The following is a 24,198-nucleotide window of genomic DNA, read 5'->3' on the forward strand; positions in this document are numbered from 1 at the left end:
GAGGACACACACACATGCCCAGGGAATACAAGGACCTCGTCGTCGGTCTCGACATCGGCACCGCCAAGGTGATGGTGGTCGTGGCCGAGGTGCTCGGCGGCGGCGCGCTCAAGCTCGCGGGGCTCGGCGTCGCGCCCAGCAACGGCCTGAAGCGCGGCGTGGTGGTGAACATCGACGCCACCGTCCAGAGCATCCAGCAGGCCCTGAAGGAGGCCGAACTGATGGCCGACTGCAAGATCGGCCGCGTCTACACCGGCATCACCGGCAGCCACATCCGCGGCATCAACTCCAGCGGCATGGTGGCGGTCAAGGACAAGGAAGTGACCGCGGCGGACGTCGCCCGCGTGGTGGAGACGGCGCGCGCCATCAACATCTCCAGCGATCAGCGGCTGCTGCTGGTGGAGCCGCAGGAGTTCGTCATCGACGGACAGGACGTCAAGGAGCCCATCGGCATGAGCGGCATGCGGCTGGAGGCCAAGGTGCACATCGTCACCGGCGCCCAGAGCGCGGCGGAGAACATCATCAAGTGCGTGCGCCGCTGCGGCCTGGAGGTCGACCAGCTGATGCTCAACCCGCTGGCCTCCAGCCTGGCCGTGCTGACCGAGGACGAGCGCGAGCTCGGCGTGGTGCTGGTGGACATCGGCGCGGGCACCACCGACGTCGCCATCTTCACCAACGGCGCGATCCGCTTCACGGCCGTGATCCCGATCGCCGGCGACCTCATCACCAGCGACATCGCCATGGCGCTGCGCACGCCGACCAAGGACGCCGAGGACATCAAGGTGGAGAGCGGCTGCGCCAAGCAGCTGCTGGCCGATCCGGACACCCAGGTCGAGGTGCCCGGCCTGGGCGACCGCGGCCCGCGCATGCTCAGCCGCCAGGCGCTCGCCGGCGTCATCGAGCCGCGCGTCGAGGAGATCTTCTCGCTCGTGCAGCAGGTGGTGCGCGAGTCGGGCTACGAGGAGGTGCTGTCCTCCGGGGTGGTGCTCACCGGCGGCAGCGCGGTGATGCCGGGCATGGTCGAGCTGGGGGAGGACATCTTCCTGAAGCCCGTGCGCCGCGGCATCCCGAAGTATTCGAGCGCGTTGTCGGACATGGTGGCGCAGCCGCGCGCGGCCACCGTCATGGGCCTCCTGGAGGAGGCCCGCTTCGGGCGCATGCGCGGCTACAAGGTCGCGCAGAAGAACGGCTCGGTCAAGACCGCCTTCGGGCGCTTCAAGGACTTCATCGTGGGGAACTTCTAGCCATGCCCGTCCACACATTGGGGTTCGCCCATCGTCACCCGCCCCTGCATTTCAACGAACGATGGCGACGCACCGGCCCGCCCGCGGCGAACGCTTCCGGCCACGAACGGCAGACGACGCAATTTCCAGAAACAACGGCAACACAGCAAACGCATATCCAAGGAGTCAGAAATGGCCATCGAAATGATTGAAGTCGAAGAGTTCAACCAGGGCACGCAGATCAAGGTCATCGGCGTGGGCGGCGGCGGCGGCAACGCGGTCGCGCACATGATCGAGCGCGGCGTCCAGGGCGTGCAGTTCTCCTGCGCCAACACCGACGCGCAGGCGCTCTCGCGCAGCAACGCGCCCAAGCTGATCCAGCTGGGCAGCAACGGCCTGGGCGCGGGCGGCAAGCCGGCCAAGGGCCGCGAGGCGGCCGAGGCGGCGATCGACGAGATCCGCAGCGCCATCGACGGCGCGCACATGCTCTTCATCACCGCCGGCATGGGCGGGGGCACCGGCACCGGCGCCGCGCCCGTGATCGCGCGCGTGGCCAAGGAGATGGGCATCCTCACGGTCGGCGTGGTGACCAAGCCCTTCGACTGGGAAGGCGGCAAGCGCATGAGCAACGCCGACGAGGGCCTGGCCGAACTCGAAGCCAACGTCGATTCGCTGATCGTCATCCTCAACGAGAAGCTGCTCGACGTGCTGGGCGACGACGTGACGCAGGCCGAGGCCTTCGCGCACGCCAACGACGTGCTGAAGAACGCCGTCGGCGGCATCTCCGAGATCATCAACGAGTACGGCGGCGTGAACGTCGACTTCGAGGACGTGCGCACCGTCATGGGCGAGCCGGGCAAGGCCATGATGGGCACGGCCGCGGCCAGCGGCCCGGACCGCGCCCGCATCGCCGCCGAGCAGGCCGTGGCCTGCCCGCTGCTCGAGGGCATCGACCTGTCGGGCGCCAAGGGGGTGCTGGTGCTGGTGACGGCGTCGAAGAACTCGCTCAAGCTGGCCGAGTCCAAGCTGGCCATGAACACGATCCGCGCCTACGCCTCGGCCGACGCGCACGTGATCTACGGTGCCGCCTACGACGAGGCCCTGGGCGACGAGATGCGCGTGACCGTGGTCGCCACCGGCCTCTCGCGTCCGGCCGACGCGCGTCGCCAGGCGCCCGCGCTGGAAGTCATCCGCACCGGCACCGACAACATCCCGTTCCCGATGCCTTCCCTGGGCGGGCTGGGTCAGGCCGGGCAGGGCCACCACCAGCCCAACTACGAAGGCATGGCGGTGCCCAGCGTGTGGCGCACCAACCGCACCATGGCCGCGGCCAAGGTCGACGCGCTGTCCTCCGGCGGCATGGACGACTTCGAGATCCCGGCGTTCCTGCGCCGTCAGGCCGACTGATGACCGGGCGGCCGCCGCCGTGCGTTCCCGTCGCGGGACGCACGCGGTGTCCCGCACCGGGCCGGGGCGCGACGCCGCGCACGGCCCGCTCCTATGGCGGACATAGCGGGTGCGCCATCGCCGGGCGCCGCCCGCACTCCTAGAATCGCCGCCGTGCTGCAACAACGAACCATCAAGACCATCACCCGTGCCGTCGGCGTCGGACTGCACAGCGGCCAGCGCGTGGAACTCACGCTGCGGCCCTCGGCGCCCGACACGGGCATCGTGTTCCGCCGCGTCGACCTGCCCGAGCCGGTCGACATCCCGATGACGGCCGAGGCGGTCACCGACACCCGGCTCGCCTCGACGGTCTCGCGCGGCGGCGCGAAGGTGCAGACGATCGAGCACCTCATGTCGGCCTGTGCCGGCCTGGGCATCGACAACCTGGTCATCGACATCACCGCCGACGAGGTGCCCATCCTCGACGGCTCGGCGTCGTCGTTCGTCTTCCTGCTGCAGAGCGCGGGCATCGAACGCCAGCAGGCGCCGCGGCGCTTCATCAAGGTGCTCGAGCCTGTCGAGGTGCGCGAGGGTCAGGACGCCAACGCCAAATGGGCGCGGCTGGAGCCGCATCACGGCTTCAAGCTGAGTTTCGAGATCGATTTCGATCACCGCGTGGTCGACTCCACGGGCCAGCGCTTCGAGTTCGATCTCGGCCTGGGCTCGTACAGCCGGGACATCGCGCGCGCGCGCACCTTCGGCTTCACGAAGGAGGTCGAGTACATGCGCAGCCGTGGCCTGGCGCTCGGCGGCGGGCTCGACAACGCCATCGTCATGGACGACACCAAGGTGCTCAACGCCGGCGGATTGCGCTACGACGACGAGTTCGTGAAGCACAAGATCCTCGACGCGATGGGCGACCTGTACGTGGTCGGGCGGCCGCTGCTGGCTTCCTACAGTGCGTTCCGCTCGGGCCACGCGCTCAACAACAAGCTGCTGCGCGAGCTGCTCGCGCATCCCGACGCCTACGAGATCGTCACCTTCGACGACGAACGCCGCGCCCCGCGCGGGTTCGCCGAAGTCGCGCGCGCCTGGTAGGGCGCTCGCACGGATCACGCGCCATGCTGCTGTTCCGCTGGGCGATCCTGCTGTTGCTGCTGATCGCGGGGGTGTCCTTCGCCTTCTACGCCGGCACCGGGCAGACGAGGTATCGACGTTTCGGCTGGATCACGCTGAAGTGGACGCTGCTGGCGGCGTTCGGCTTCTTCGCCGTGCTGATCGCCGAGCGCGTGGCCTGAATCCGCGCGCCCGGCCGCTCCGTCAGCGCGTGCGGCCCTGGCGGTACATGCCCGAGGTGCTGCGCGTCAGGCCCGCGGCTTCGCTCAGCCGCGCCATCGAGCTGCCCACGTGGGCGTGCGTGATCGCGATGCCCAGCGCATCGGCCGCGTCGCTGCCGGGCAGCCCGGGCAGGTCCAGCAGACGTTTCACCATCTCCTGGACCTGTGCCTTGGCGGCCTGGCCATGGCCGGCGACGGCACGTTTCATCTGCAACGCGGTGTACTCGGCCACCGGCAGATCGCGCGTGACGAGCGCCGTGATGCAGGCGCCACGCGCCTGACCCAGCAGCAGCGTCGACTGCGGGTTGACGTTCACGAAGATGATCTCGACGGCGGCCTGGTCGGGCTGGTAGCGCGCGGCGACTTCGCCGATGCCGTCGAACAGCACCTTCAGGCGCGCGGGCAGGTCGCCGAGCGTCATGTGGCGGGTGGTGATGGTGCCGCTGGCCACGTAGCGCAGCGACGCGCCCTCGGCGTCGACCACGCCGAAGCCGGTGGTCTGCAGGCCGGGGTCGATGCCGAGGATGCGCATGGATCGGGACGACGACCACGCGCCGCGGGACACGCGGCGTGGTCGCAAAAGGAAGTAGGGGACCGCGACTGTAGTCGACGCCGCCCGCCCGCGCGCGCCGGCCGCGCGGCCGGCCGGGGGCGTCGGCGCTCAGAAGCGGTGGCGCACGCCGATGGTGTAGCCGTTGCGGCTGCGGGGGCCGCCGGGGGTCGTGGTGCCGTTGAGGTTGGCATCGCCCTTCAGCCGCGTGGTGTCGAGTTCGACGTACGCATCGGTGCGCTTGGAGAACGCGTAGTCGGCCGCCATCACGAAGAAGGTCGCCCGCGCGTCGCCGGCGAGGGTCGGCCCGGACTGCTTGGTGCGGAACAGATGGGCGCCCAGGTTGAGCTGCGGCGTGATCTGGTAGCCCACGCCCAGCTTGGCGATCTGGCGCTTGTCGGCCGCCAGGAAAGCCGGACCGCCGAAGTTGCCGTTCGACGGTGAGGTGCCGCTCCACAGCGACGACAGGATCGCCAGGTCGACCGGCGCGGTCAGCAGGCCGCCGTCGAGCTTGTTCTGGCCGAGGCCGGCGTTGAAGTACCACCGGTTCACGCGGTAGGAACCGCCCAGGGTCCAGGCCTCGATCTTGCGGCCCGATCCGAAGACGTAGTTCTGCACCGCGCCGCCGATGGCCAGGCCGCCGCTCGCATAGCGCAGGTAGCCGCCGGCGGTGCGGCCGCCGGTGGGCGCGTCCTCTCCGGGCGAATACTGCACGCCGGCGCGCAGCGGGCCGTAGTCGATCACGTACTTGATCATGTTGCTCGCGCGGGCGCTCAGCGAGAAACCGATCTCGGGCTTGAAGGCCTCGAAGTAGGGTGAGTAGGGGAACGACGCATAGGTGGTGGTGACGACGTCGAACAGCACGTTGTACTGGCGACCGAACGTGAGGCGGCCGAAGCTGGCGCTCTGCAGGCCGACCCAGGACTGCTGGAAATAGTTGGTGGTCGCCGGGCTGCCGGTATCGGCCAGGAAGCGGTTCTCCAGGTTGGCGAGCACCTTCAGGCCGTTGCCGAGGTCCTCGGTGACGTTGATGCCCCAGCGGCTCTGCGACATGCCTCCGCCGACCATCTGCGTGAGCTTGCCGTCGCCCGACGCGCCCTCGTTGGTGGTGTGGCGGATGGCGGCGTCCACGATGCCGTAGAGCTGCACCGTCGACTGCGCCCATGCGGAGGGCGCCGACACGGCGATGAGCGCGCTGGCCAAGAGCGGTTTCGTATGCATCCGTCCACCTCGTCTTTGTTGTCGAGCAGGAACTTTATGAGAAATGCGTCATATCGGTGCGTCTCATCGTGTCATCGATTTCCCCGATGGGACGCGGCGGCGCGTTCCGTTAGACATCGCCTCGCGAAGCGGCCGAAGGGCGCGCCGACAGGGTGCGGTGCGGCGCCCGGACCGACGCGCGGTCGTCGACGGCCTCCGGCCGAGCGACCCGGCGTGGCGTCCGGCGACGATGATCGATGTCATGCAAGACGACCTCTCCCGCGATGCCGCCGCCATGGCGCGGCCAGCCTCGCCATGGCCCTTCCGTTGGCGCTTCGATGCCCGTGCCGCGGGCGGGGCGCTGGTCGTGTTCGTGCTACTGGTGGGCATCGCGACGGCGGGGGCGCGCACCGGATGGCTGCGCGGTTTCTTCGGCGACGTGCTGGCGGTCGCATGGCTGTACCTGTGCTTCAAGGCATTGATCGACACGCGGGCCTGGCCGCTCGCGCTGGCGGCCTTCGGCGTGGGTTGCGCGCTGGAATGGTCGCAGTACCTGGCCCGCCTGTGGCATTGGCACATCGCCCATCCGGTGCTGCGCGTCCTGGTGGGCAGCACGCCGGACTGGATGGACGTCCTGGCCTACGCGATCGGCGCCCTGGGGGTGCTGGCGCTCGAAAGGGCGGCGTCGCGCCGCCGCTGACGAGGGTTCAGGGCAGTTCGACGGCCGGCATGCGCGCGGCGATGGTGGCGGCGCGCGCGTTGAGGTAGGGGGAGTTGGGCCGGCGCTCGAACGACTTCGGGCTCGGCAGCATCACGGCCAACCGGGCCGCTTCGCCGGCGCTCAGGCGCGTCGCGGCTTTGCCGAAGTAGTGCCGTGCCGCGGCTTCGGCGCCGAACACGCCTTCGCCCCATTCGACGCTGTTGAGGTAGATCTCCAGGATGCGGCGCTTGCTCAGCAGCAGCTCGAGCGTGGTTGCCAGCATGACCTCCTGGCCCTTGCGCAACAGCGTGCGCTCGCCCGACAGCAGCAGGTTCTTGGCCAGCTGCTGCGTGATGGTCGAGCCGCCGTGCACCTTGACCGGTGCCGGCTCCCTGCCGCGTGCGCGCACCTGCGCGGCGCGCCGCGCCGCGATCTCCTCGGCCCTGGCGTTGCGCGCGCGGGCGCGCTCGATCGCTTCCCATTCGACGCCGCGGTGGTAGACGAACTCGGCGTCCTCGCTGGCGATCACCGCGCGCTTGAGGGTGTCGGCGATGCGGTCGTAGGGCACCCATTCCTGGGCCCACGCGGGCTGCGCGTCGCCACGTCGCGCGGGCGCGTCGCCGGTGCGTCCCTGCGTCGCGATCCGCCAGGCTTCCGAGCGCTGGAACGCGGTCGATTCGGGATCGACGACGGCCATGGCCGCGATGCGCGCGACGAAGAAGAGTTGCAGGGCCAGTCCGGCCACGGCCAGGCAGGCCAGCCAGCGAACGATGGCGCGCAGGGCGCTCAAGTGCCGCGCGCCGGCACGGTGGCACGCAGGACCTCGCGCAACTCGGCGAGCACCTGCGCCGCCGGCGGGCGCACGCCGCGCCAGCGCTCGAAGGCCTCGGCCGCCTGCTCGACCAGCATGCCCAGGCCGTCGCGCGGCACCGCGCCGTGCGCCTCGGCCCAGGCCAGGAAACCGGCGGCCGCCGGGCCGTACATCATGTCGATGGCGAGGGCGCCCGGGCGCAGCACGCGCGCCGCCACGGGCACCGCGCCGCCCGAGAGGCTGGACGCGGTCGCGTTGACGACGAGGTCGAAGTCGCCCGGCACCGCCTGCAGCTCGCAGGATTCGAGCCGCGTGCCATGCGCGTGCGCGAGGCCGGTGTGCCGGCGCACCAGGGCGATAGCCTTGTCGAGCGTGCGGTTGGCGACCGTCACGCGCCGCGCACCCGCCTCGATCAGCGGACCCAGCACGCCGGCGGCCGCGCCGCCCGCGCCGATGAGCAGCACGTCGCGCCCGGCCAGCGCCACGCCGGCATTGCGCACGATGTCGTTGACCAGGCCGGCGCCGTCGGTGTTGTCGCCGCTGACCGCGCCGCCCGCGGACGGGTCCTCGAAGACCAGCGTGTTGACCGCCCCGGCCAGCGCCGCGCGCGCGCTCAGGCGGCCGGCGGCGACCTCGGCGGCGTCGAACTTGAACGGCACCGTGACGTTGCAGCCGCGTGCCGTGCCCGACGGATCGGCACGGAAGGCGGCGACCGCTTCGGCGAATCCGCCCAGCGGCACCAGGCGGCGCTGGTAGTCGAGCGCCTGGCCGGTGAGCGCGGCGAAGCGGGCCTGGATCCACGGCGAGCGGCTGTGCTCGATCGGGTTGCCCATGACGCAATAGAGATCCATGGCGGGTGTTTCTTCGTTGGCGTGGCCGCGATCCTAGCGGCTCGTCCGGAGGGTCTCGTCGTGGCCGAACTGGAAGCGCGAGGGCAGCACGATCTGGTCGGCCTGCGCGCGCATCGCATCGGGGAAGCGCCCGAAGCCCCCGATGCTGGTCACGATGGCCTGGGCGCGGCGGTCGAGCAGGTCGATGCCCGAACCCTGCAGGATCTCGGCGCCGAGCAGGCGACCTTCGGCGTCGACGGTCACGAGCATGGTCAGGTCTCCATAGAGCTTGCGTCCGTCGAGTTCGGGGAAGTTCTGCGTGCCGCGCGCCTCGATGCGCCGGCGCAGGCGATCGACGTAGGCCGCGTAGGCGGCCTCGCGCGTCGACGGGCTGACGTAGCGCTTGCGAGGCTGGGCGCCGTCGCGGTTCAGGCGCCGCTCGATCTCCGCGAGCTGATCGACCAGCTGCCGCTGGCGGTCCTCGGGCGCGAGGCTGGCCTGGATCTCGGCCGGCGACGTCTGGGGGCGGGGCGGCGTCGGCGGCGTGGCGACGGACTGCTCGGCCGGCGCGGCGCGCGTCAGCATGGCGAGCGCCTCGGCCGGTGCCGCCTCGGCCTGACGCCGCGCGTCCTCGGCCGCGTCGCCCTCGGCGGCGAAGGCCGAGCGCGGCAGCGGACTGGTCGATCGCCCCCGCTGCGTGGCGCCCCCGCCGGCCAGCGTGTGCAGCGCGATGGCCGAGAGGCGGTCGGGTGCATCGGGAGCGTCCTTCGGGCGCGCATTGACGAGGACCACCTCGAGCGGTGATTGCTCCGGCGACCGCGCGACGTCGGACGGGCCGGCCAGGCGCACGGCCAGCACCGCCGCGTGCAGCGCCACCGAGACGCCGAGCGCGATGGGGAGGACGCCCGGGCGCGGTGGTTTCATGGCTGCAGGGCGGCGGCGCGCAACCGCCCGACCTCAGGCCGGCGTGCCGGCGGGCGCGGGCGCCGCGGCCGGTGGCTCGGCATCGTCCAGGTCCACGGCGATGGCGATCGGTCCCGCCACCACGTCCTCTTCCTCGCCCGCGTCGTCCGCCGGTCCCTCCGCAGCGTCGGTGTCGGGCACGTCGAGCCGTTCCAGCACGGTCCCGTGCACGTCCAGCGCGATCTCGTCGATCTCGCCCAGCTTCACGCGCAGGCGGGCGCCGCGCGGTTGCTGACCCGCCACCGGGAACACCAGGGGCAGCGCCTCCGCGCGCACCAGCGCGCCGTTGGGCAGGTCCTTGATCACGCTCACGTCGAGCTCGGTGATGCCTTGCTGCTGGAGGTACTTCAGCGTCCAGAAGCGTTCCATGCCGCCCTGGTAGGCGTTGTAGGTGGCGTAGGCGGCATCGAAGCCCGAGAGGATCGAGAACAGGTCCGCATCCTTGGGCTTGAAGGGTGCGACCAGCGCGGCGGTCCGGCCGTGGCGCGCGGCCGCGATGATCTGCCACTGGTTGACCAGGTCGGTGTAGCGGCGCAGCGGCGAGGTGCTCCAGGCATAGCTCTTCACGCCCAGGCCGGCGTGCGGCAGCGAGCGCGTGCCCATGCGCACCTTGATGCCGGGCGCCAGGCTGGCCTGGCTGCGGTAGAGCCCGGGCACGCCGAGTTCGCCGAGCCAGGCGCCCCAGCTGCTGTTGGCCAGGATCATGGCCTCGGCCACGATGAGGTCGAGCGGTGCGCCGCGCTGGCGCGTCGTGATGGCGACCGGCTCGTCGCCCACCGGCTCGCCGCCATCGCCGGCGAGGCGGAAGTTGTAGTCGGGCCGGTTGAAGTTCTCCGGCTTGCCGCGCGCCACCTCGCGCTGCGCCTTGAGCTGCTTCGCGAGCCGGAACAGGAAGGACAGCGGACCGCGCAGGGCGGCGACGTCCTCGGGCGTGCCGGGGCTCGCGACGTCCACGTCCTCCAGCCACGCCTGCGTGATGACGCCGTCGAGCACGTCGTGGCGCAGGTTGGCGACGATCGGCACGCGTTCGAGCTTCGTCTCGGTGCCCTGCAGTTCGAGCGTGGCCTCGTCGAAACGCGCGTAGAGCGACACCGCCGGACGCTCGCCGCCCGCGAGCAGGGTGTAGGTCTGCACGACCTCTTCGGGCAGCATGGTGATCTTGTGACCGGGCATGTAGACCGTCGACATGCGCGATCGCGCCACCTGATCGACGGCACCGCCCGGCACCAGCGCCAGGCCGGGCGCGGCGATGTGCACGCCCACCGTGACCGTGCCGCTGCCCAGGCCCTGCACCGACAGGGCATCGTCGATCTCGGTGGTCTGGGAATCGTCGATCGAGAAGGCCGCGACGCCCTCGGCCAGCGGCAGGTCGTCGGCGATCGCCGGGGCGGCCAGCGCCGGGAAACCGGTGCCCTTGGGGAAATTCTCGAACAGGAAGCGCCGCCAGTGGAACTGGTAGGGCGAGTCGATGGCGCCGGCGCGTTCGAGCAATTCGAGCGGCGCACGCTGCGCCGTGCGCGAGGCCTCGACCACGGCCTTGTATTCGGGCGCGTTCTTGTCGGGCTTGAAGAGGATCTTGTAGAGCTGGTCGCGCACCGGCGCCGGGCAGTCGCCGGCCACCAGTTGCGCCGCCCACTCCGCGATCTGCGCGAGCACCTGCTTCTTCTTCTCGATGGCCGCGAGCGCCTGCTGGACGATCTCGGCGGGCGCCTTCTTGAAGCGCCCCTTGCCCGCGCGGCGGAAGTAGTGCGGCGCGTCGAACAGCGCGAACAGCGCGGCGGCCTGCTGCACCAGCGTCGGGCTGGCCTGGAAATATTCCGCGGCGAGGTCGGCGAAGGAGAATTCGCCCTCCGGCGCGAATTCCCAGGCCAGGTCGAGGTCCATGGCGGCGACCAGCTCGCGCGCCTGCGCGATCAGCTCGGCCGGGGATGGCTTGTCGAAGCGCAGCACGATGTGCGCGCTCTTGGCCTTGACCCGCTTGCCGGTGTCGAGTTCGACCTGGGCGGAGGCCTCGGCCTCGGAAATGACACGTCCGCCAAGGTACTTGCCGGCTTCTTCGAACAATACAAACATGGGCGGGATTCTCCCATGCCCGTTTCCGGGGTCAGGCCGGCTCGAGGAAGGCGAGCACGTCGTCCAGGTGCCGCGCCTCGAAGTCCGACAGCGCGTGGTCGCCCCCTTCGAGCAACCGGATCCGGCTGCCTGGATAGCGTCCGATCATCTCGCGCCAGTCGAGGACTTCGTCGCCCTTGGCGACGATGGCGAAAGTGAGCTCGGGACGGCTCGGCGCGCCGACTTCCAGGGCACGCAGTTCGTCGATGAACCGCGCCTGGAAATGGAAGTGCTGCGTCGGGTCGTGCCAGGCGGTCTGGTCGCCGATGTGTCGCGCGAGATCGCGCGCCGGATCGACCGCCGGGTTGAGCAGCACCGCCGGGCAGCCCGTCCGGACCGCGACATGGGTCGCGTAGAAGCCGCCCAGCGAGGAGCCGATGACCGCCATGGTGTCGCGCGGCCAGTGCGCGATGCCGTCCATGAGCAGCGCCATCGCCTCGCGCGGAGAGGGCGGCAGCTGCGGGCACCACCAATGCACGTCCGGATGGCGCTCGGCCATGCGGTCGGCGACCAGTCGTGCCTTGGTCGAGCGCGGGGACGAGCGGAAGCCGTGCAGGTAGAGCAGGTGGGTGGTGGGCATGGCGGCATGCTAGCGCCGCTTGCGTCGCGCGGTGAGTGCGGACCCGCGCCAATGAAAAGGCCCCGCCAGGGCGGGGCCGGGAAGGACGGTGGCGCCCTCGGACTATTGAAGTCGGTAGGTCGCGATCTTCTTGCTCATCTCGACCTGCCGCGCATTGCGACCCCAGAGCTCGAACATGTTGAGCGTCGTGCCCTGCGCGTACTGCGTGGGAGAGGCCGCATCGCAATGCACGTCCGCCGCGCCCTGCTTGGAGCATTGAATGAGCGCCTTGCGCGCTGTGATCGACACGCTGGTGACGTCGTTGTAGCGCATGCCCTGGACGCCGTTGATCGTGGGTGCACGACCGTAGGCGCTCAGCGAGGTCGGCGCCAGCGCGCCGTTCGGCACCGTCCAGCCGGCCGTGTCGCCGGCGGCACTGAAATCGACGACGTTGGGCTCGGCGGGATCGAGTGCGCCGAACAGCAGGTTGCCCGATGACGAAGCGGCCGTCTCCGCGATCAGCTCGGCGCGCAGTGCCGGGGTGACGTCGGCGAACGCGAGCTGCCGGATCTCGGCGATCGATTGCGCGCGCGACAAGGTGCGGTACGTCTGCACGACGTTGGCCGTCTGCGGATCGACATGGAAGAATTCCAGCGTCCAGGTGCTCTGGTCCTTGAGGTTGCGCAGGCCGCTCTCGTCGTACTGGGGGCTGGCGATGAAGAAGTTCTCCTTGCTTGCCGGATTGCCGGCGGTGGTGGCGAGCTTATAGGCGGCTGCCAGCCGGTAGATGTTGGTGCCGGTGGGGGTGGTGCCGTTCAACGCCACCAGATAGGACAGGCCGGCACTCGGCACGTACGTGAGCCGGTCGCCCAAGGGCGTGGTGACCAGGACCTTGGAGAAGACCGGATTGCCGCTGCCGTCGAGCCGGTTGTCGATGCTGACGTTGTAGCCGGTGGTGAAGGAACTCAGCGTGGGCGTGTTGATGAGGTCGCGATCCTCCGAGATGGGCCGCACGCTCGCGCCGTAGCGATTGCCATTGCCCACCAGCTTGAGCATGCCGCCGACGTTGCGCGCGAGGAGCGTGTCGTTGTCGGCATTGCCGGTGGCATCCAGCCAGCGATAACTCACCACGACGTCGCCGTTGGTGCGCAGGAACTCGACGTTGCCGCGCTCCCATTTCAAGCCGGTGGCGCCGCTGCGGAACAGGCTGGCGAACGAACCTCGGTTGTTGGCATCGCGACCGACGCCGCTGCCATTGCTGGCGTAGGTGGCCGGATCGTCGTTCAGGAACAGCGTGCGGCAGGCTGGGGCCACCACGTCGGCCGCGGTGCCGCTGGTCGTGCCGGCATCGTTGCCATGGTTCACGCGCTGCGACGCGGGCAAGGCGTAGCAGGCCGTCATGCGCCCCAGCAGGTCGGCCACCAGCGCGGGCGATGGCACCGCCTCGAGTTGTTCGGCCGTGACGGCGGGCAGCACCGACACGGTGGCATCGTCGGTGCGGTAGATGAGCGACAGCGATTCCTCACCGGGCGTTCCGGGCCGTGCCTTGACCGTGATCTCGATGTTGGCCGCGACGCCATCGGGCCGTACGCTCACCGAGATGGCATCGAGCACCTTGTCCTGGCCGGTGCCGTCGGCATTGAAGACGCCCGACATCGGGTCGAACGAAGGCGTGTCGAGTGCGCTCAGGAGCGGCCGCAGCGTCGTGAGCAGTTCCCCGGTCTGCCGGCCGATGGTGGAAGCCGTCACGGTGTCCGGTTGCCTGACGATGGCACCGGCCAGGCTGGCCGGGTTGCCATCGGGCGAGAGCTGCGACACCACGATCGTCGTCAGGGGCGTGACGTTGGCGATGCCGCCGACGGCGCTGGCGGTCGTGCCGTAGAGCTGGACCTCGTCGCGGCTGGCCTTGACGACGAGCGGCGCCTGTACGCCGGGCGGCAGCGTGCAGGCATAGGCTCCCTTCGGATCGGTGCGCGTTTCGCAGACCGTCGAGCCGCTGCGGTCGACGACCGTGACGCTCGCATCGGCGAAGGCCGCGCCGGTCGCGGCCACGCCGCTCAGCCGTGCGACGACCGGACCTCCCGAGCCACCCGGGTTGCCGGCACCACCCGCGTCGCCGGTCGCACCGCTCGCACCCGTCCCGCCTCCCGCTGGCGTGTTGTCACCGCCATCTCCACCGCCACCGCCGCAGGCGACGAGCGCAAGCACCGCGCCGAGCGCCAGCGTCGAGCGGATCATCCGATTGGTTTTCATGAAAAAACTCCTCCCTTTGCATTTGTTACATTGGTTTTCTATGAGAAACGAAATGTCTTATGAGAAAGCATTTGTTGCATCGCATGAACCCGTGATTCCACGTCCATGGCCGCAGGAACCAGCGCTTATGCTTGGTCTCATGCATACCGAGGTATTCAATGAGCCTCCGAAGCCCTGCACGGTGCTGGTCGTCGAGGACGACGTGCGCGCCCGCAACGCCTTCGAGCGCAGCATTCGTGCGAGCCCTCGGTTGTCCTGGCTCGCCGGGCTCGGCACGGTGCGCGAGGCGCTGGCATGGCTGGCCGGCGGGTCGCCGGCGCCGGACCTCCTCCTGGTGGACCTGGGACTGCCCGACGGCAGCGGCCTGGCGGTGATTCGCGAGACGGTGGCCCGCTTCCCGGCCTGCGATCCGCTCGTGATCTCGATCCATGGCGACGCGGCGAGCGTGCTGGCCAGCATCGAGGCCGGCGCCGTCGGCTACCTTCATAAGGACGCGTCGCCCGAGGACATCGCGCAGACGCTGCTGGACGTGAAGGCCGGAGCCTCCCCCATCTCGCCCATGATCGCGCGCGGCATGCTCGCCAAGTACCGCAGCCTGCATCTGGCGGCGACGACCGGCGCCGGTGCGCGTGGCGAGACGATGGTCGCCGCGCGTGGCCCGACGTCTCCCAAGGCCGGCGCGACGGCGCTCCTGTCGATGCGCGAGCAGGAGGTGCTCGACCTGATCGCCCGAGGTTTCTCCTACGCGGAGATCGCCCGCGTGAAGGGATTGAGCGTCAACACGATCCAGACGCACATCAAGAACCTCTATGGCAAGCTGGCCGTGCATTCGAAGAACGAGGCCGTGTACGAGGCGACACGGCTCGGGCTCCTGCACCACCTGGACTGAGCGATGCGCGCGATGTGGCGCGCCCTCGTGCTCGTGTTCGCGGTGCTGTGGGTCGCCACCGTTCGCGCGGACACCCCGGACGCGCGCGTCCCGGGTCCGCGCATGCTGCGCACGGCCACCGTCGCCAGCACGGTCGACGGCGTCGTCCGGCAGGCGCATGTGACGCTGCCCTATCACTGGGACCGCGTGCACGACGGCCGACCGGGCGAGGCGATCTTCACGCTGCCGTTCGCCTTGCCCCAGGCGCCGGCCGAGCCCTGGGGCCTGTTCATCCCCCGCGTGGGCAGCGCGTTCGACGTCGCCGTCAACGGCAGCGTGCTCCAGGCCTATGGCGATCTCGCGCGCGCGCACGGGGCCGACCACGCCAAGGTGCCGATCTATCTGCCGGTGCCGTCCCGGCTGCTGCACGCGGGCGACAACGTGCTGGAGATCCGCGTGCGTGCCGATTCGGGCCGTCGCGCGGGCCTGGCCGCGCCGACGATCGGCCCCGCGAGCCTGGTGCGAGAGCGGCTGTTCGCCCCGGCCTATGCCTGGCGCTTCACCGGCGCCGTGCTGCTCTCGGCGTTCAGTCTGGTGGTGGGGACGATCGCGCTGGCCCTGTGGCTCACGCAGGTCGATGCCGCGGCCACCGACCCCGGTGGCGGACGACCGCGGCGCGAATCCCTCTACTTCTGGGCGGCGCTGGCGGAGTTCTGCTGGGCCTTGCGCGTGGCCGATGGCGCCATCGTCGAGCCACCCCTGCCCTGGATCGCCTGGGGCATGCTGATGACGGTCTGCTATTCCGGCTGGGCGGCGTCGTGCGTGATGTTCTGCCAGCACCTCGCCGGCTGGCAGGATCGGCCCGGGACACGATGGCTGCGGCTCGCGGTGGCGGTGATCTTCTCCGTGGCGGTGCTCGCCTGCCACGTGGCGCTGACGCGGGGCGAGCCTTTCTGGCTGACGGGCTGGCTGGGCGTGGAGATCGTCGCGATCACGGGCTACGTCGTGTTCTTCATCGGCGCGACGCTGCGGCGGCCGAATCCCGCGCGGGTGCTGGTGGCGTCGGTCCTGGCGATCACCCTGGCGGTGGCGGTGCGCGACTGGCTCGTCATCCGCATGAGCGACGCCTACGGCGAGACGACCTGGGTGCGCTACACCTCCGTGCTGTTCGGTCTCGCGCTGCTGGGCCTCGTGCTGATGCGTTTCCGTGCGGCCAGCACCCAGTCGCGCGAGTTGCTGCGCACCCTCGCCGTGCGGGTCGACGAGCGCGAGCGCGAACTGGCCGCGGCCTACGAACGCCTGGAGACCGGCGCGCGTGCCCAGGAACGCACGCGGGAGCGCGAACGCATCCTGCGCGACATGCACGACAGCGTCGGCTCGCACATCAGCACGGCGATCCGCCAGTTGCAGTCCGACGCGGTCCGTCCGGCCGAGGTGCTGCACACCTTGCGCGATTCGATGGACCACCTCAAGCTGTCCATCGACGCACTGCAGCTGGCGCCGGGCGACGTGCAGGGGCTGCTGGCCGGGCTGCGTCACCGCTTCGAGCCGCGCCTGGCGGGCTCGGGCCTGGTCATCGAATGGGCGGTGGACGTGCTGCCCGCGCTGCCCCGGCTCGACGCCCCGGCCCTGCGGCAACTGCAGTTCCTGCTGTTCGAGGCACTGTCGAACGTGCTCCAGCACGCACGCGCCCAGGTGTTGCGCATCGAGGCGACGTCGGTTGGCGACGCGGTGCGCATCCGCGTGCTCGACGACGGCGTCGGATTCGCGGCGGCCGAGACGCCGCGCTCGCTCGCGTTGCGCGCGGCTGCGATCGGCGCGGCGATCGACGTGCAAAGCCGGCCCGGGCGCACGGTCGTCCAGGTCGATCTGGCCTGAGAAGGAAGCGCCCGCATCGATAATCCGGCCCATGTCCGCCGTCTTCCAGCAACCCTCCCTCGCACGGCGCATCGCCCCCATCTTCCAGGGCTTCGACGGCCTGCTGGCGTTCGCGGTGGTGATGCTGGCGTGCGCCGGGCTGCTCACGATGTACTCGTCGGGCTTCGACCACGGTTCGCGCTTCATCGACCATGGCCGCAACATGCTGATCGCGGGCGTCATCCTCTTCGTCGTGGCGCAGGTGCCACCGCAGCGTCTCATGCTCTTCGCGGTGCCGCTGTACCTGGCGGGCGTCGGTCTGCTGATCGCGGTGGCGCTCTTCGGCATCACCAAGAAGGGCGCCACGCGCTGGATCAACGTCGGGATGGTGATCCAGCCGAGCGAGATCCTGAAGATCGCCACGCCGCTGATGCTCGCCTGGTGGTTCCAGCGGCGCGAGGGACAGGTGCGTCCGTTCGACTTCGCCGTGGCGCTGGTGCTGCTGATGATCCCGGTCGGGCTCATCATGAAGCAGCCCGACCTGGGCACCTCGCTGCTGGTGATGGCCGCCGGGCTGTCGGTGATCTTCTTCGCCGGCCTGAGCTGGAAGCTGATCGTGCCGCCGGTGGCGATCGGCCTCGTGGCGGTGGCGCTGATCGTCGGCTTCGAGTCCCGGCTGTGCGCCGACGGCGTCGACTGGCGCGTGCTGCACGACTACCAGAAGCAGCGCGTGTGCACCCTGCTCGACCCGACCAAGGACCCGCTGGGCAAGGGCTTCCACATCATCCAGGGCATGATCGCCATCGGCTCGGGCGGGGTCGGCGGCAAGGGGTTCATGCAGGGCACCCAGACGCACCTGGAGTTCATCCCCGAGCGCACCACCGACTTCATCTTCGCGGCCTACGGCGAGGAGTTCGGACTGGCGGGCAACCTGATCCTCATCGCCGCGTTCACCTTCCTGATCTTCCGCGGACTGGCCATCGCCCTGTCGGCGCCGACGCTCTTCTCGCGCCTGCTGGCGGGCTCGGTCACGATGATCTTCTTCACCTACGCCTTCGTGAACATGGGCATGGTCAGCGGCATCCTCCCCGTCGTCGGCGTCCCGCTGCCCTTCATCAGCTACGGCGGCACGGCCATGGTCACGCTCGGCCTGGCGCTCGGCATCCTGATGTCCATCTCCCGCGCCAGGCGCCTGATGCAGACCTGAGCGCGGCGCGTGCCGCGCCTGTTCGCGCAGCCCGGCGCCGAGCGCCGCGGCTTCTCCGCGAATGACACGGGACCGGCTCCGCCGGGCCGCTGCCATTGCTCCTTTGAAGGAGCGGGCGCCGCCACACGAAGCGGGCAAGCCTCGGGGTGGCCCCATTCTCCCCGGCAGGGGGAGGCCAAGCGGACACCGAGTGCCGCGCGGCCAGGGGGCGGGCCATAATTTCCACCATGATCTCCCGCGAACCTACCATCGAACGCCTCGCCACGGCGCAACAACTCCTCCTCACGCCCTTCGGCCTCGACGAGTCGCACCTGAGTCGGGCGCTGGCGGAGATCAAGGCGCACCAGGTCGACGACGCCGACCTCTACTTCCAGTACACGCGCAGCGAGGGCTGGAGCCTGGAGGAGGGCATCGTCAAGACGGGCAGCTTCAGCATCGACCAGGGCGTGGGCGTGCGCGCCGTGAGCGGCGAGAAGACCGCCTTCGCCTATTCCGACGACATCTCCGAGGCCTCGCTGCTCGACGCGGCGCGCACCGTGCGCTCCATCGCCGCGACCGCGCGCGGCGGCCGCGCCAAGGTTCCCGGGCGCAAGATCGCGTCGAGCCGTTCGCTCTACGACGGCGTCGATCCCATCGCCACGCTCGACAGCACGTCCAAGGTCCAGCTGCTGGAGAAGGTCGAACAGCTCGCGCGCAGCCGCGACCCGCGCATCGCGCAGGTCATGGCCGGTCTGGCGAGCGAGTACGACGTCGTGCTGGTGGCGCGCGCCGACGGCACCCTGGCCGCCGACGTGCGTCCGCTGGTGCGGCTGTCGGTGACGGTGATCGCCGAACAGACCATCGCCGGAAAGGTCCGTCGCGAGGTCGGCTCGGGCGGTGGTGGCGGCCGCTTCGGTCTGGCCTACTTCGACGACGCGCACATCGCCGAGTATGTCGACCAGGCCGTCAAGGCGGCGCTGACCAACCTCGAGGCGCGACCGGCGCCGGCGGGCGAGATGACCGTCGTGCTCGGCCCCGGCTGGCCCGGCATCCTGCTGCACGAAGCCATCGGCCACGGCCTGGAGGGCGACTTCAACCGCAAGGGATCGAGCGCGTTCTCCGGCCGCATCGGCGAACGCGTGGCGGCCAAGGGCGTCACCGTGCTCGACGACGGCACCATCGCCGACCGCCGTGGTTCGCTCAACGTCGACGACGAGGGCAATGCCAGCCAGCGCAACGTGCTCATCGAGGACGGCATCCTCAAGGGTTACATCCAGGACTCGCTCAACGCCCGCCTGAGCGGCGTCAAGCCCACCGGCAACGGCCGTCGCGAGAGCTACGCCCACATGCCCATGCCGCGCATGACCAACACCTACATGCTCGGCGGCGACAAGGACCCCGGAGAGATCGTCGCCAGCATCGAGAAGGGCCTCTACGCCACCAACTTCGGCGGCGGCCAGGTCGACATCACGAGCGGCAAGTTCGTCTTCTCGGCGAGCGAGGCGTACTGGGTCGAGAACGGCAAGATCCTCTATCCGGTCAAGGGCGCGACCATCGTGGGCAACGGTCCGGACGCACTCACGCGCGTTACGCTGATCGGCAACGACATGGCGCTCGATTCGGGCGTGGGCACGTGCGGCAAGGAAGGTCAGAGCGTGCCCGTGGGTGTCGGCCAGCCGACCCTGCGCATCGACGGCCTGACCGTCGGCGGCACCGCCTGAGACGATTCCGACAGGGTTTGCGAGACGTTTCGCCCTCCAAGGCCCTGTGCTACATTGCCCTCCCATGTCGCTGCGCGCCGCTTTCTTCTTTTCGTACTTCTGGTTCCGGACCCCCGGCGGCCCAGAGACGAGCGCGTAAGACACACGCCCAACCCCTCTGAAAACCGCCGGTGCTCACGCCCCGGCGGTTTTTTTATGTCCCTTCGATTCCCATCCTCCAGGAGCTCCGCGATGACCCATCCTTCCGCCCCGACCAGCGACAGCTGGTATGCGCACGTCGAGAAGACCAGCCAGACCGACGACGAACGCATCAAGGACATCAACGTGCTCCCGCCTCCCGAACACCTCATCCGCTTCTTCCCCATCCGGGGCACGCCGGCGGAGACGCTGATCACCGGGACGCGCCGCCGCATCCACGACATCATGGCCGGCACCGACGACCGGCTGCTGGTGATCATGGGACCGTGCTCGATCCACGACCCGGCCGCCGCGCTCGAGTACGCCCGGCGCCTGAAAGCGGAGCGCGAGAAGTACGCCGATTCGCTGGAAATCGTGATGCGCGTGTACTTCGAGAAGCCGCGCACCACGGTGGGCTGGAAAGGCCTCATCAACGACCCGTACCTCGACGAGAGCTTCCGCATCGACGAAGGCCTGCGCATGGCGCGCCAGCTGCTCATCGACATCAACCGCATGGGCCTGCCCGCGGGCAGCGAGTTCCTCGACGTGATCTCGCCGCAGTACATCGGCGACCTGATCTCCTGGGGTGCGATCGGCGCGCGCACCACCGAGAGCCAGGTGCACCGCGAACTCGCCTCCGGCATCTCGGCGCCCATCGGCTTCAAGAACGGCACCGACGGCAACATCCGCATCGCCACGGACGCCATCCAGGCGGCGGCGCGCGGGCATCATTTCCTGTCGGTCCACAAGAACGGCCAGGTCGCCATCGTGCAGACGAACGGCAACCCCGACTGCCACGTCATCCTGCGCGGTGGCAAGGCGCCCAACTACGACGCCGCCAGCGTGGCGGCGGCCTGCGCCGACCTGGAGGCGTCCAAGCTGCCCACCCGCCTGATGGTCGACTGCAGCCACGCCAACAGTTCCAAGCAGCACCAGAAACAGCTGGAAGTCGCCGACGCGGTGGCCGTCCAGATCGCCGGGGGCAGCCGCAGCGTCTTCGGCGTGATGCTGGAGAGCCACCTGAATGCAGGCGCGCAGAAATTCACCCCGGGCCGCGATCCGATCGCCGGTCTGGAATACGGCAAGAGCATCACCGACGCCTGCCTGGGGTGGGACGATTCGGTGCGCGCGCTGGACGTGCTGTCGCAGGCGGTGAAGCGGCGCCGGGGCTGAGCCCCCGGCGCGCGCCTCGGCCACGGCCGCCTTCAGGCCCGGGCGTCGAGTGCGGTGAGCAGCCGCTCGTGCACGCCGCCGAACCCGCCGTTGCTCATGCAGACGATGTGGTCCCCCGGCTGCGCGGCAGCGACGACGCGCGCGACGAGCGGCTCGATGGTCATCTCCACCCGCGCCCGCGCGCCCAGTGGCGCCAGCGCGGCGGCCGCGTCCCAGTCCAGCCCGGCGGCGTGGCAGAACGACAGATCGGCCGCCTCCAGGCTCCACGGCAGTTGCGCGGCCATGGCGCCGAGCTTCATGGTGTTGCTGCGCGGCTCGAACACGGCCAGGATGCGGTCGGTGCGCCGGCCCGCGTCGTCGAGCTTGCGGCGCAGGCCGTCGAGCGTGGTGCGGATGGCGCTCGGATGGTGCGCGAAGTCGTCGTACACGGTGATCTCGCCCGCCGTGCGTCTCACCGTGCCCCGCAGTTCCATGCGGCGGCGCACGTTGCGGAAGCCACCGAGCGCCGCCGCGGCCTCGGCGGGCGCCACGCCGACATGCTCGGCCGCGGCGATGGCGGCCAGCGCGTTCATGCGGTTGTGTTCGCCCGAGAGCGACCAGGCGACGTGGCCGACCGTCTGGCCCGCGAACGTCACGTCGAAGTCGTCGTGCGCGCCGCGCGCCTGCCACCGGGGAGCGTCCCGGTCGTGAAGGCCGTCCGCTTCGCCGAAGCGCACCACCTCGCTCCAGCAGCCCTGCGCCAGGACGCGCCGCAGGCTGTCCTCGGTGCCGTTGACGACCACGCGCCCGCTCGAGGGCACGGTGCGCACGAGGTGGTGGAACTGGCGCTCGATCGCGGCGAGGTCGTCGAAGATGTCGGCGTGGTCGAACTCCAGGTTGTTCAGGATGGCGGTGCGCGGGCGGTAGTGGACGAACTTGCTGCGCTTGTCGAAGAAGGCGGTGTCGTACTCGTCGGCCTCGATGACGAAGCAGGACGGGTCTCCCAGGCGAGCGGAGACGCCGAAATCCAGCGGCACGCCGCCCACCAGGAAACCCGGCGCGCGGCCGGCGCGCTCGAGGATCCAGGCGAGCATCGACGTGGTGGTCGTCTTGCCGTGGGTGCCGGCGACGGCCAGCACGTGGCGGCCCTGCAGGACGTGCGCGGCCAGCCACTGCGGCCCGCTCGTGTAGGCGGTCCCGGCGTCGAGGATGGCCTCCATCAGCGGGAACTTGGGCGTGCCGTCGGCCAGCCGGGCGCGCGAGACGACGTTGCCGACGACGAAAATGTCGGGCCGCAGGGCCATCTGGTCGGCCCCGAAGCCCTCGATCAGTTCGATGCCGAGCGCGCGCAACTGGTCGCTCATCGGCGGGTAGACGCCGGCGTCGCAGCCGGTCACGCGGTGTCCGGCTTCGCGCGCCAGGGCGGCGAGGCCACCCATGAAGGTGCCGCAGATGCCGAGGATGTGAATGTGCATCGGTCGATTCTAGGGACGCGCCCTGGGGTAATCCCTGCGGATCGCGCCATGCAGGGCAGAATGGCCGGATGGACACGCCCAAGCGCGAAATCGCCGCCGTCGCGGCCCGGCTCGTGGTCGAGGAGGGTCTGGAATATGGCCCTGCCAAGCGTCGCGCGCTGCGCGAGATGGGGCTGAACGCGCGCACCGCGCTGCCTCACAACGACGAGGTCGAAGCCGAAGTGCGCGACTACATCCAGCTGTTCTGCGCGGACACCCAGCCCCGGGAACTGCGGGCGCTGCGCCTGCTGGCGCTCGAATGGATGGAGCGCCTGCAGGTCTTCCGCCCGCACGTGGGCGGCGCCGTCTGGCACGGCACCGCGACGCGGCTGTCCGATGTCTACATCCAGCTGTTTTGCGACGACTCCAAGTCCGCCGAGATCGCGCTGATCGATCACCACGTCGACTACGAGCCGCGCATGGTGACGGGCTTCCACGGCGAGAAGGTCGAGGCGCTGAGCGTCCATGCGCCCAGCCGCCTGCTGGGCGAGGAGATCGGCGTGCACCTGCTGGTCTACGACTTCGACGACCTGCGCGGAGCGCTGCGGCCGGACTCGCAGGGCCGCACGCCGCGCGGCGACATCGCCGCATTGCGGCGGCTCGTGGCAGAGGACGCCGCCGCATGACGGCGCCCGGAGCGCCCGTGGATGCCGATGCCCTCGACGTCGGCAAGCGCCGCCGCAGGATCCTCGCGGGCGGGGTCGCGCTGGCGGCGGCCGGACTGGGCGCGGGAACGGCGTTGTGGCGCCATCGCGTGGCCCCCGAGGGCGGGGACGAGGCACTGGACCCGGTGTTCTGGACGACGCGCCTGGAACGCCCCGAAGGCGGCGAACTGGACCTCGCCAGCCTGCGCGGCAGGCCGACACTGGTCAATTTCTGGGCCACGTGGTGCCCGCCCTGCGTCGAGGAACTGCCGTTGCTCGACGCGTTCTTCCGCGAACAGCGCGCGTCCGGCTGGCAGGTGGTGGGTCTGGCGATCGACCGGCCCGACGCCGTGCGCCGCTTTCTCGGGACCACGCCCGTGAGCTTCCCGGTCGGCATCGCCGGACTGTCCGGCACCGACCTCGTGCGGCGCCTGGGCAACACGGCCGGTGGGCTGCCGTTCACGCTGGTGCTGGGGGCCGACGGCCGGGTCGCAGTGCGTAAGATGGGTCGTCTCGATCGCGCAGACCTCACCGCCTGGCGTGCAAGACTTCACGGTTAGAATCCGCCCCCGCCAGCAGAAGTTGGCGCTCGAACGCCGGAGTAGGCCGACGTAGGTCGACGTAAGAAGTCATACCGCGTTCCTGCCGCCTCGCTCCAGGCTACTTATTTCCGACGGGCCGGACATTCCGGCAATGGAGTCCCATGGATCTGCGCAAGCTCAAGACACTGATCGATCTGGTGTCCGAATCGAATATTTCCGAACTGGAGATCACCGAGACCGAGGGCAAGGTCCGCATCGTCAAGGGTGGCGTCGCCGCACCCGTGCAGTACGTCCAGTCCGTGGCGGCGCCCGCCGCGGCGGTGGCCGGTCCGGCTTCCGCCGCGGAACCCGTCGCCGCCGTGGCGGCCGCGGCCGCCGGCCATGTGGTCAAGTCGCCGATGGTGGGCACGTTCTATCGCTCGTCGAGTCCGGGCGCCGCGGCGTTCGTGGAGATCGGCAGCCAGGTGAAGGAGGGCGACACGGTCTGCATCATCGAGGCGATGAAGATCCTCAACGAGATCGAGGCCGACAAGTCCGGCACCATCACGCAGATCCTGGGCGACAACGGCCAGGCCGTCGAATACGGCCAGCCGCTCTTCGTCATCGAATGACC

22 protein-coding genes are annotated in these 24,198 nt (G+C 70.1%); 13 read left to right on the forward strand and 9 right to left on the reverse strand.

Translation table 11 applies throughout. The features are described from left to right. Positions 1-14 precede the first annotated feature (14 nt). From ftsA to NF681_05445, 4 genes are all read left to right on the forward strand, one after another. Positions 15-1,244 carry a cell division protein FtsA gene (ftsA, locus tag NF681_05430; protein UST54638.1) on the forward strand — a complete coding sequence of 410 codons (1,230 nt, stop codon included), beginning with the start codon at positions 15-17 and terminating at the stop codon, positions 1,242-1,244. 171 nt (positions 1,245-1,415) lie between these two features. Beyond that, positions 1,416-2,630: a cell division protein FtsZ gene (gene ftsZ, locus NF681_05435; GenBank protein UST54639.1), complete on the forward strand. Its 1,215-nt coding sequence runs from the start codon at positions 1,416-1,418 to the stop codon at positions 2,628-2,630. Positions 2,631-2,783: 153 nt separating this feature from the next. Then, positions 2,784-3,707: a UDP-3-O-acyl-N-acetylglucosamine deacetylase gene (gene lpxC / locus NF681_05440; protein UST54640.1), complete on the forward strand. Its 924-nt coding sequence runs from the start codon at positions 2,784-2,786 to the stop codon at positions 3,705-3,707. A gap of 23 nt (positions 3,708-3,730) precedes the next feature. Continuing rightward, complete coding sequence (locus tag NF681_05445; GenBank protein UST54641.1) at positions 3,731-3,907, forward strand: hypothetical protein; 177 nt, start codon at positions 3,731-3,733, stop codon at positions 3,905-3,907. A 22-nt stretch (positions 3,908-3,929) separates the two neighbouring features. On the opposite strand, the gene ruvC is transcribed toward NF681_05445, so the two are convergent. Together ruvC and NF681_05455 are read right to left on the reverse strand one after the other, a co-directional pair. Continuing rightward, positions 3,930-4,478, reverse strand: coding sequence for a crossover junction endodeoxyribonuclease RuvC (gene ruvC / locus NF681_05450; GenBank protein ID UST54642.1), 549 nt, complete (start codon positions 4,476-4,478; stop codon positions 3,930-3,932). A 129-nt stretch (positions 4,479-4,607) separates the two neighbouring features. Beyond that, complete coding sequence (locus NF681_05455) at positions 4,608-5,717, reverse strand: porin (GenBank protein ID UST54643.1); 1,110 nt, start codon at positions 5,715-5,717, stop codon at positions 4,608-4,610. A 241-nt stretch (positions 5,718-5,958) separates the two neighbouring features. On the opposite strand from NF681_05455, the gene NF681_05460 reads away from it, so the two are divergent. Next, complete coding sequence (locus tag NF681_05460) at positions 5,959-6,396, forward strand: DUF2809 domain-containing protein (GenBank protein ID UST54644.1); 438 nt, start codon at positions 5,959-5,961, stop codon at positions 6,394-6,396. Between the two features lie 7 nt (positions 6,397-6,403). Here the strand turns inward: NF681_05460 and mtgA are convergent, their stop codons facing one another. The 6 genes from mtgA to NF681_05490 form a co-directional block, all read right to left on the reverse strand. Continuing rightward, positions 6,404-7,177, reverse strand: coding sequence for a monofunctional biosynthetic peptidoglycan transglycosylase (mtgA, locus tag NF681_05465; GenBank protein ID UST55680.1), 774 nt, complete (start codon positions 7,175-7,177; stop codon positions 6,404-6,406). 5 nt (positions 7,178-7,182) lie between these two features. Beyond that, positions 7,183-8,058, reverse strand: a complete 876-nt coding sequence (gene aroE / locus NF681_05470; GenBank protein UST54645.1) for a shikimate dehydrogenase — start codon at positions 8,056-8,058, stop codon at positions 7,183-7,185. A 33-nt stretch (positions 8,059-8,091) separates the two neighbouring features. Further along, complete coding sequence (locus NF681_05475; protein UST54646.1) at positions 8,092-8,961, reverse strand: energy transducer TonB; 870 nt, start codon at positions 8,959-8,961, stop codon at positions 8,092-8,094. Between the two features lie 33 nt (positions 8,962-8,994). After that, a complete protein-coding gene (locus NF681_05480; protein UST54647.1) occupies positions 8,995-11,073 on the reverse strand; it encodes an RNB domain-containing ribonuclease in 2,079 nt (692 codons plus the stop codon). Between the two features lie 31 nt (positions 11,074-11,104). Next, on the reverse strand, positions 11,105-11,692 hold the full coding sequence (locus tag NF681_05485; GenBank protein ID UST54648.1) for an esterase: 588 nt from the start codon (positions 11,690-11,692) through the stop codon (positions 11,105-11,107). A gap of 102 nt (positions 11,693-11,794) precedes the next feature. Further along, positions 11,795-13,924: a carboxypeptidase regulatory-like domain-containing protein gene (locus NF681_05490; protein ID UST54649.1), complete on the reverse strand. Its 2,130-nt coding sequence runs from the start codon at positions 13,922-13,924 to the stop codon at positions 11,795-11,797. Positions 13,925-14,063: 139 nt separating this feature from the next. Here NF681_05490 and NF681_05495 point away from each other — a divergent pair, with 139 nt between their 5' ends. From NF681_05495 to NF681_05515, 5 genes are all read left to right on the forward strand, one after another. Next, the gene (locus NF681_05495) at positions 14,064-14,813 is read left to right on the forward strand and encodes a response regulator transcription factor (GenBank protein UST54650.1); all 750 of its coding nucleotides are present in this window, start codon (positions 14,064-14,066) and stop codon (positions 14,811-14,813) included. 3 nt (positions 14,814-14,816) lie between these two features. Beyond that, complete coding sequence (locus NF681_05500) at positions 14,817-16,670, forward strand: histidine kinase (protein ID UST54651.1); 1,854 nt, start codon at positions 14,817-14,819, stop codon at positions 16,668-16,670. Positions 16,671-16,701: 31 nt separating this feature from the next. Further along, positions 16,702-17,856 (forward strand): rod shape-determining protein RodA, encoded by a 1,155-nt coding sequence (gene rodA, locus NF681_05505; GenBank protein UST54652.1) that lies wholly within the window; start codon positions 16,702-16,704, stop codon positions 17,854-17,856. A 227-nt stretch (positions 17,857-18,083) separates the two neighbouring features. Continuing rightward, complete coding sequence (gene tldD / locus NF681_05510) at positions 18,084-19,556, forward strand: metalloprotease TldD (protein ID UST54653.1); 1,473 nt, start codon at positions 18,084-18,086, stop codon at positions 19,554-19,556. A gap of 231 nt (positions 19,557-19,787) precedes the next feature. Beyond that, positions 19,788-20,906, forward strand: coding sequence for a 3-deoxy-7-phosphoheptulonate synthase (locus NF681_05515; GenBank protein ID UST54654.1), 1,119 nt, complete (start codon positions 19,788-19,790; stop codon positions 20,904-20,906). 32 nt (positions 20,907-20,938) lie between these two features. On the opposite strand, the gene mpl is transcribed toward NF681_05515, so the two are convergent. Next, positions 20,939-22,360 (reverse strand): UDP-N-acetylmuramate:L-alanyl-gamma-D-glutamyl-meso-diaminopimelate ligase, encoded by a 1,422-nt coding sequence (mpl, locus tag NF681_05520; GenBank protein UST54655.1) that lies wholly within the window; start codon positions 22,358-22,360, stop codon positions 20,939-20,941. A gap of 68 nt (positions 22,361-22,428) precedes the next feature. Here mpl and NF681_05525 point away from each other — a divergent pair, with 68 nt between their 5' ends. From NF681_05525 to accB, 3 genes are all read left to right on the forward strand, one after another. After that, entirely contained in the window at positions 22,429-23,025 is a 597-nt protein-coding gene (locus tag NF681_05525) for a hypothetical protein (protein UST54656.1), read from the forward strand. After that, the gene (locus tag NF681_05530; protein ID UST54657.1) at positions 23,022-23,603 is read left to right on the forward strand and encodes a TlpA family protein disulfide reductase; all 582 of its coding nucleotides are present in this window, start codon (positions 23,022-23,024) and stop codon (positions 23,601-23,603) included. Before NF681_05525 ends, NF681_05530 begins: the two co-directional genes overlap by 4 nt. A gap of 143 nt (positions 23,604-23,746) precedes the next feature. After that, positions 23,747-24,196, forward strand: coding sequence for an acetyl-CoA carboxylase biotin carboxyl carrier protein (gene accB / locus NF681_05535; GenBank protein ID UST54658.1), 450 nt, complete (start codon positions 23,747-23,749; stop codon positions 24,194-24,196). Positions 24,197-24,198: the final 2 nt, after the last annotated feature.

The organism is Comamonadaceae bacterium OTU4NAUVB1 (assembly GCA_024372625.1).
GTDB lineage: Bacteria > Pseudomonadota > Gammaproteobacteria > Burkholderiales > Burkholderiaceae_C > Variovorax.

Excerpts from the sequence above, each read along its gene's own strand:
- ftsA (UST54638.1), top strand. The coding sequence starts at position 15 with ATGCCCAGGGAATACAAGGACCTCGTCGTCGGTCTCGACATCGGCACC.
- ftsZ (UST54639.1), top strand. The coding sequence starts at position 1,416 with ATGGCCATCGAAATGATTGAAGTCGAAGAGTTCAACCAGGGCACGCAG.
- NF681_05445 (UST54641.1), top strand. The coding sequence starts at position 3,731 with ATGCTGCTGTTCCGCTGGGCGATCCTGCTGTTGCTGCTGATCGCGGGG.
- ruvC (UST54642.1), bottom strand. The coding sequence starts at position 4,478 with ATGCGCATCCTCGGCATCGACCCCGGCCTGCAGACCACCGGCTTCGGC.
- NF681_05455 (UST54643.1), bottom strand. The coding sequence starts at position 5,717 with ATGCATACGAAACCGCTCTTGGCCAGCGCGCTCATCGCCGTGTCGGCG.
- NF681_05460 (UST54644.1), top strand. The coding sequence starts at position 5,959 with ATGCAAGACGACCTCTCCCGCGATGCCGCCGCCATGGCGCGGCCAGCC.
- aroE (UST54645.1), bottom strand. The coding sequence starts at position 8,058 with ATGGATCTCTATTGCGTCATGGGCAACCCGATCGAGCACAGCCGCTCG.
- NF681_05475 (UST54646.1), bottom strand. The coding sequence starts at position 8,961 with ATGAAACCACCGCGCCCGGGCGTCCTCCCCATCGCGCTCGGCGTCTCG.
- NF681_05480 (UST54647.1), bottom strand. The coding sequence starts at position 11,073 with ATGTTTGTATTGTTCGAAGAAGCCGGCAAGTACCTTGGCGGACGTGTC.
- NF681_05485 (UST54648.1), bottom strand. The coding sequence starts at position 11,692 with ATGCCCACCACCCACCTGCTCTACCTGCACGGCTTCCGCTCGTCCCCG.
- NF681_05490 (UST54649.1), bottom strand. The coding sequence starts at position 13,924 with ATGAAAACCAATCGGATGATCCGCTCGACGCTGGCGCTCGGCGCGGTG.
- NF681_05495 (UST54650.1), top strand. The coding sequence starts at position 14,064 with ATGCATACCGAGGTATTCAATGAGCCTCCGAAGCCCTGCACGGTGCTG.
- NF681_05500 (UST54651.1), top strand. The coding sequence starts at position 14,817 with ATGCGCGCGATGTGGCGCGCCCTCGTGCTCGTGTTCGCGGTGCTGTGG.
- rodA (UST54652.1), top strand. The coding sequence starts at position 16,702 with ATGTCCGCCGTCTTCCAGCAACCCTCCCTCGCACGGCGCATCGCCCCC.
- tldD (UST54653.1), top strand. The coding sequence starts at position 18,084 with ATGATCTCCCGCGAACCTACCATCGAACGCCTCGCCACGGCGCAACAA.
- NF681_05515 (UST54654.1), top strand. The coding sequence starts at position 19,788 with ATGACCCATCCTTCCGCCCCGACCAGCGACAGCTGGTATGCGCACGTC.
- mpl (UST54655.1), bottom strand. The coding sequence starts at position 22,360 with ATGCACATTCACATCCTCGGCATCTGCGGCACCTTCATGGGTGGCCTC.
- NF681_05525 (UST54656.1), top strand. The coding sequence starts at position 22,429 with ATGGACACGCCCAAGCGCGAAATCGCCGCCGTCGCGGCCCGGCTCGTG.
- NF681_05530 (UST54657.1), top strand. The coding sequence starts at position 23,022 with ATGACGGCGCCCGGAGCGCCCGTGGATGCCGATGCCCTCGACGTCGGC.
- accB (UST54658.1), top strand. The coding sequence starts at position 23,747 with ATGGATCTGCGCAAGCTCAAGACACTGATCGATCTGGTGTCCGAATCG.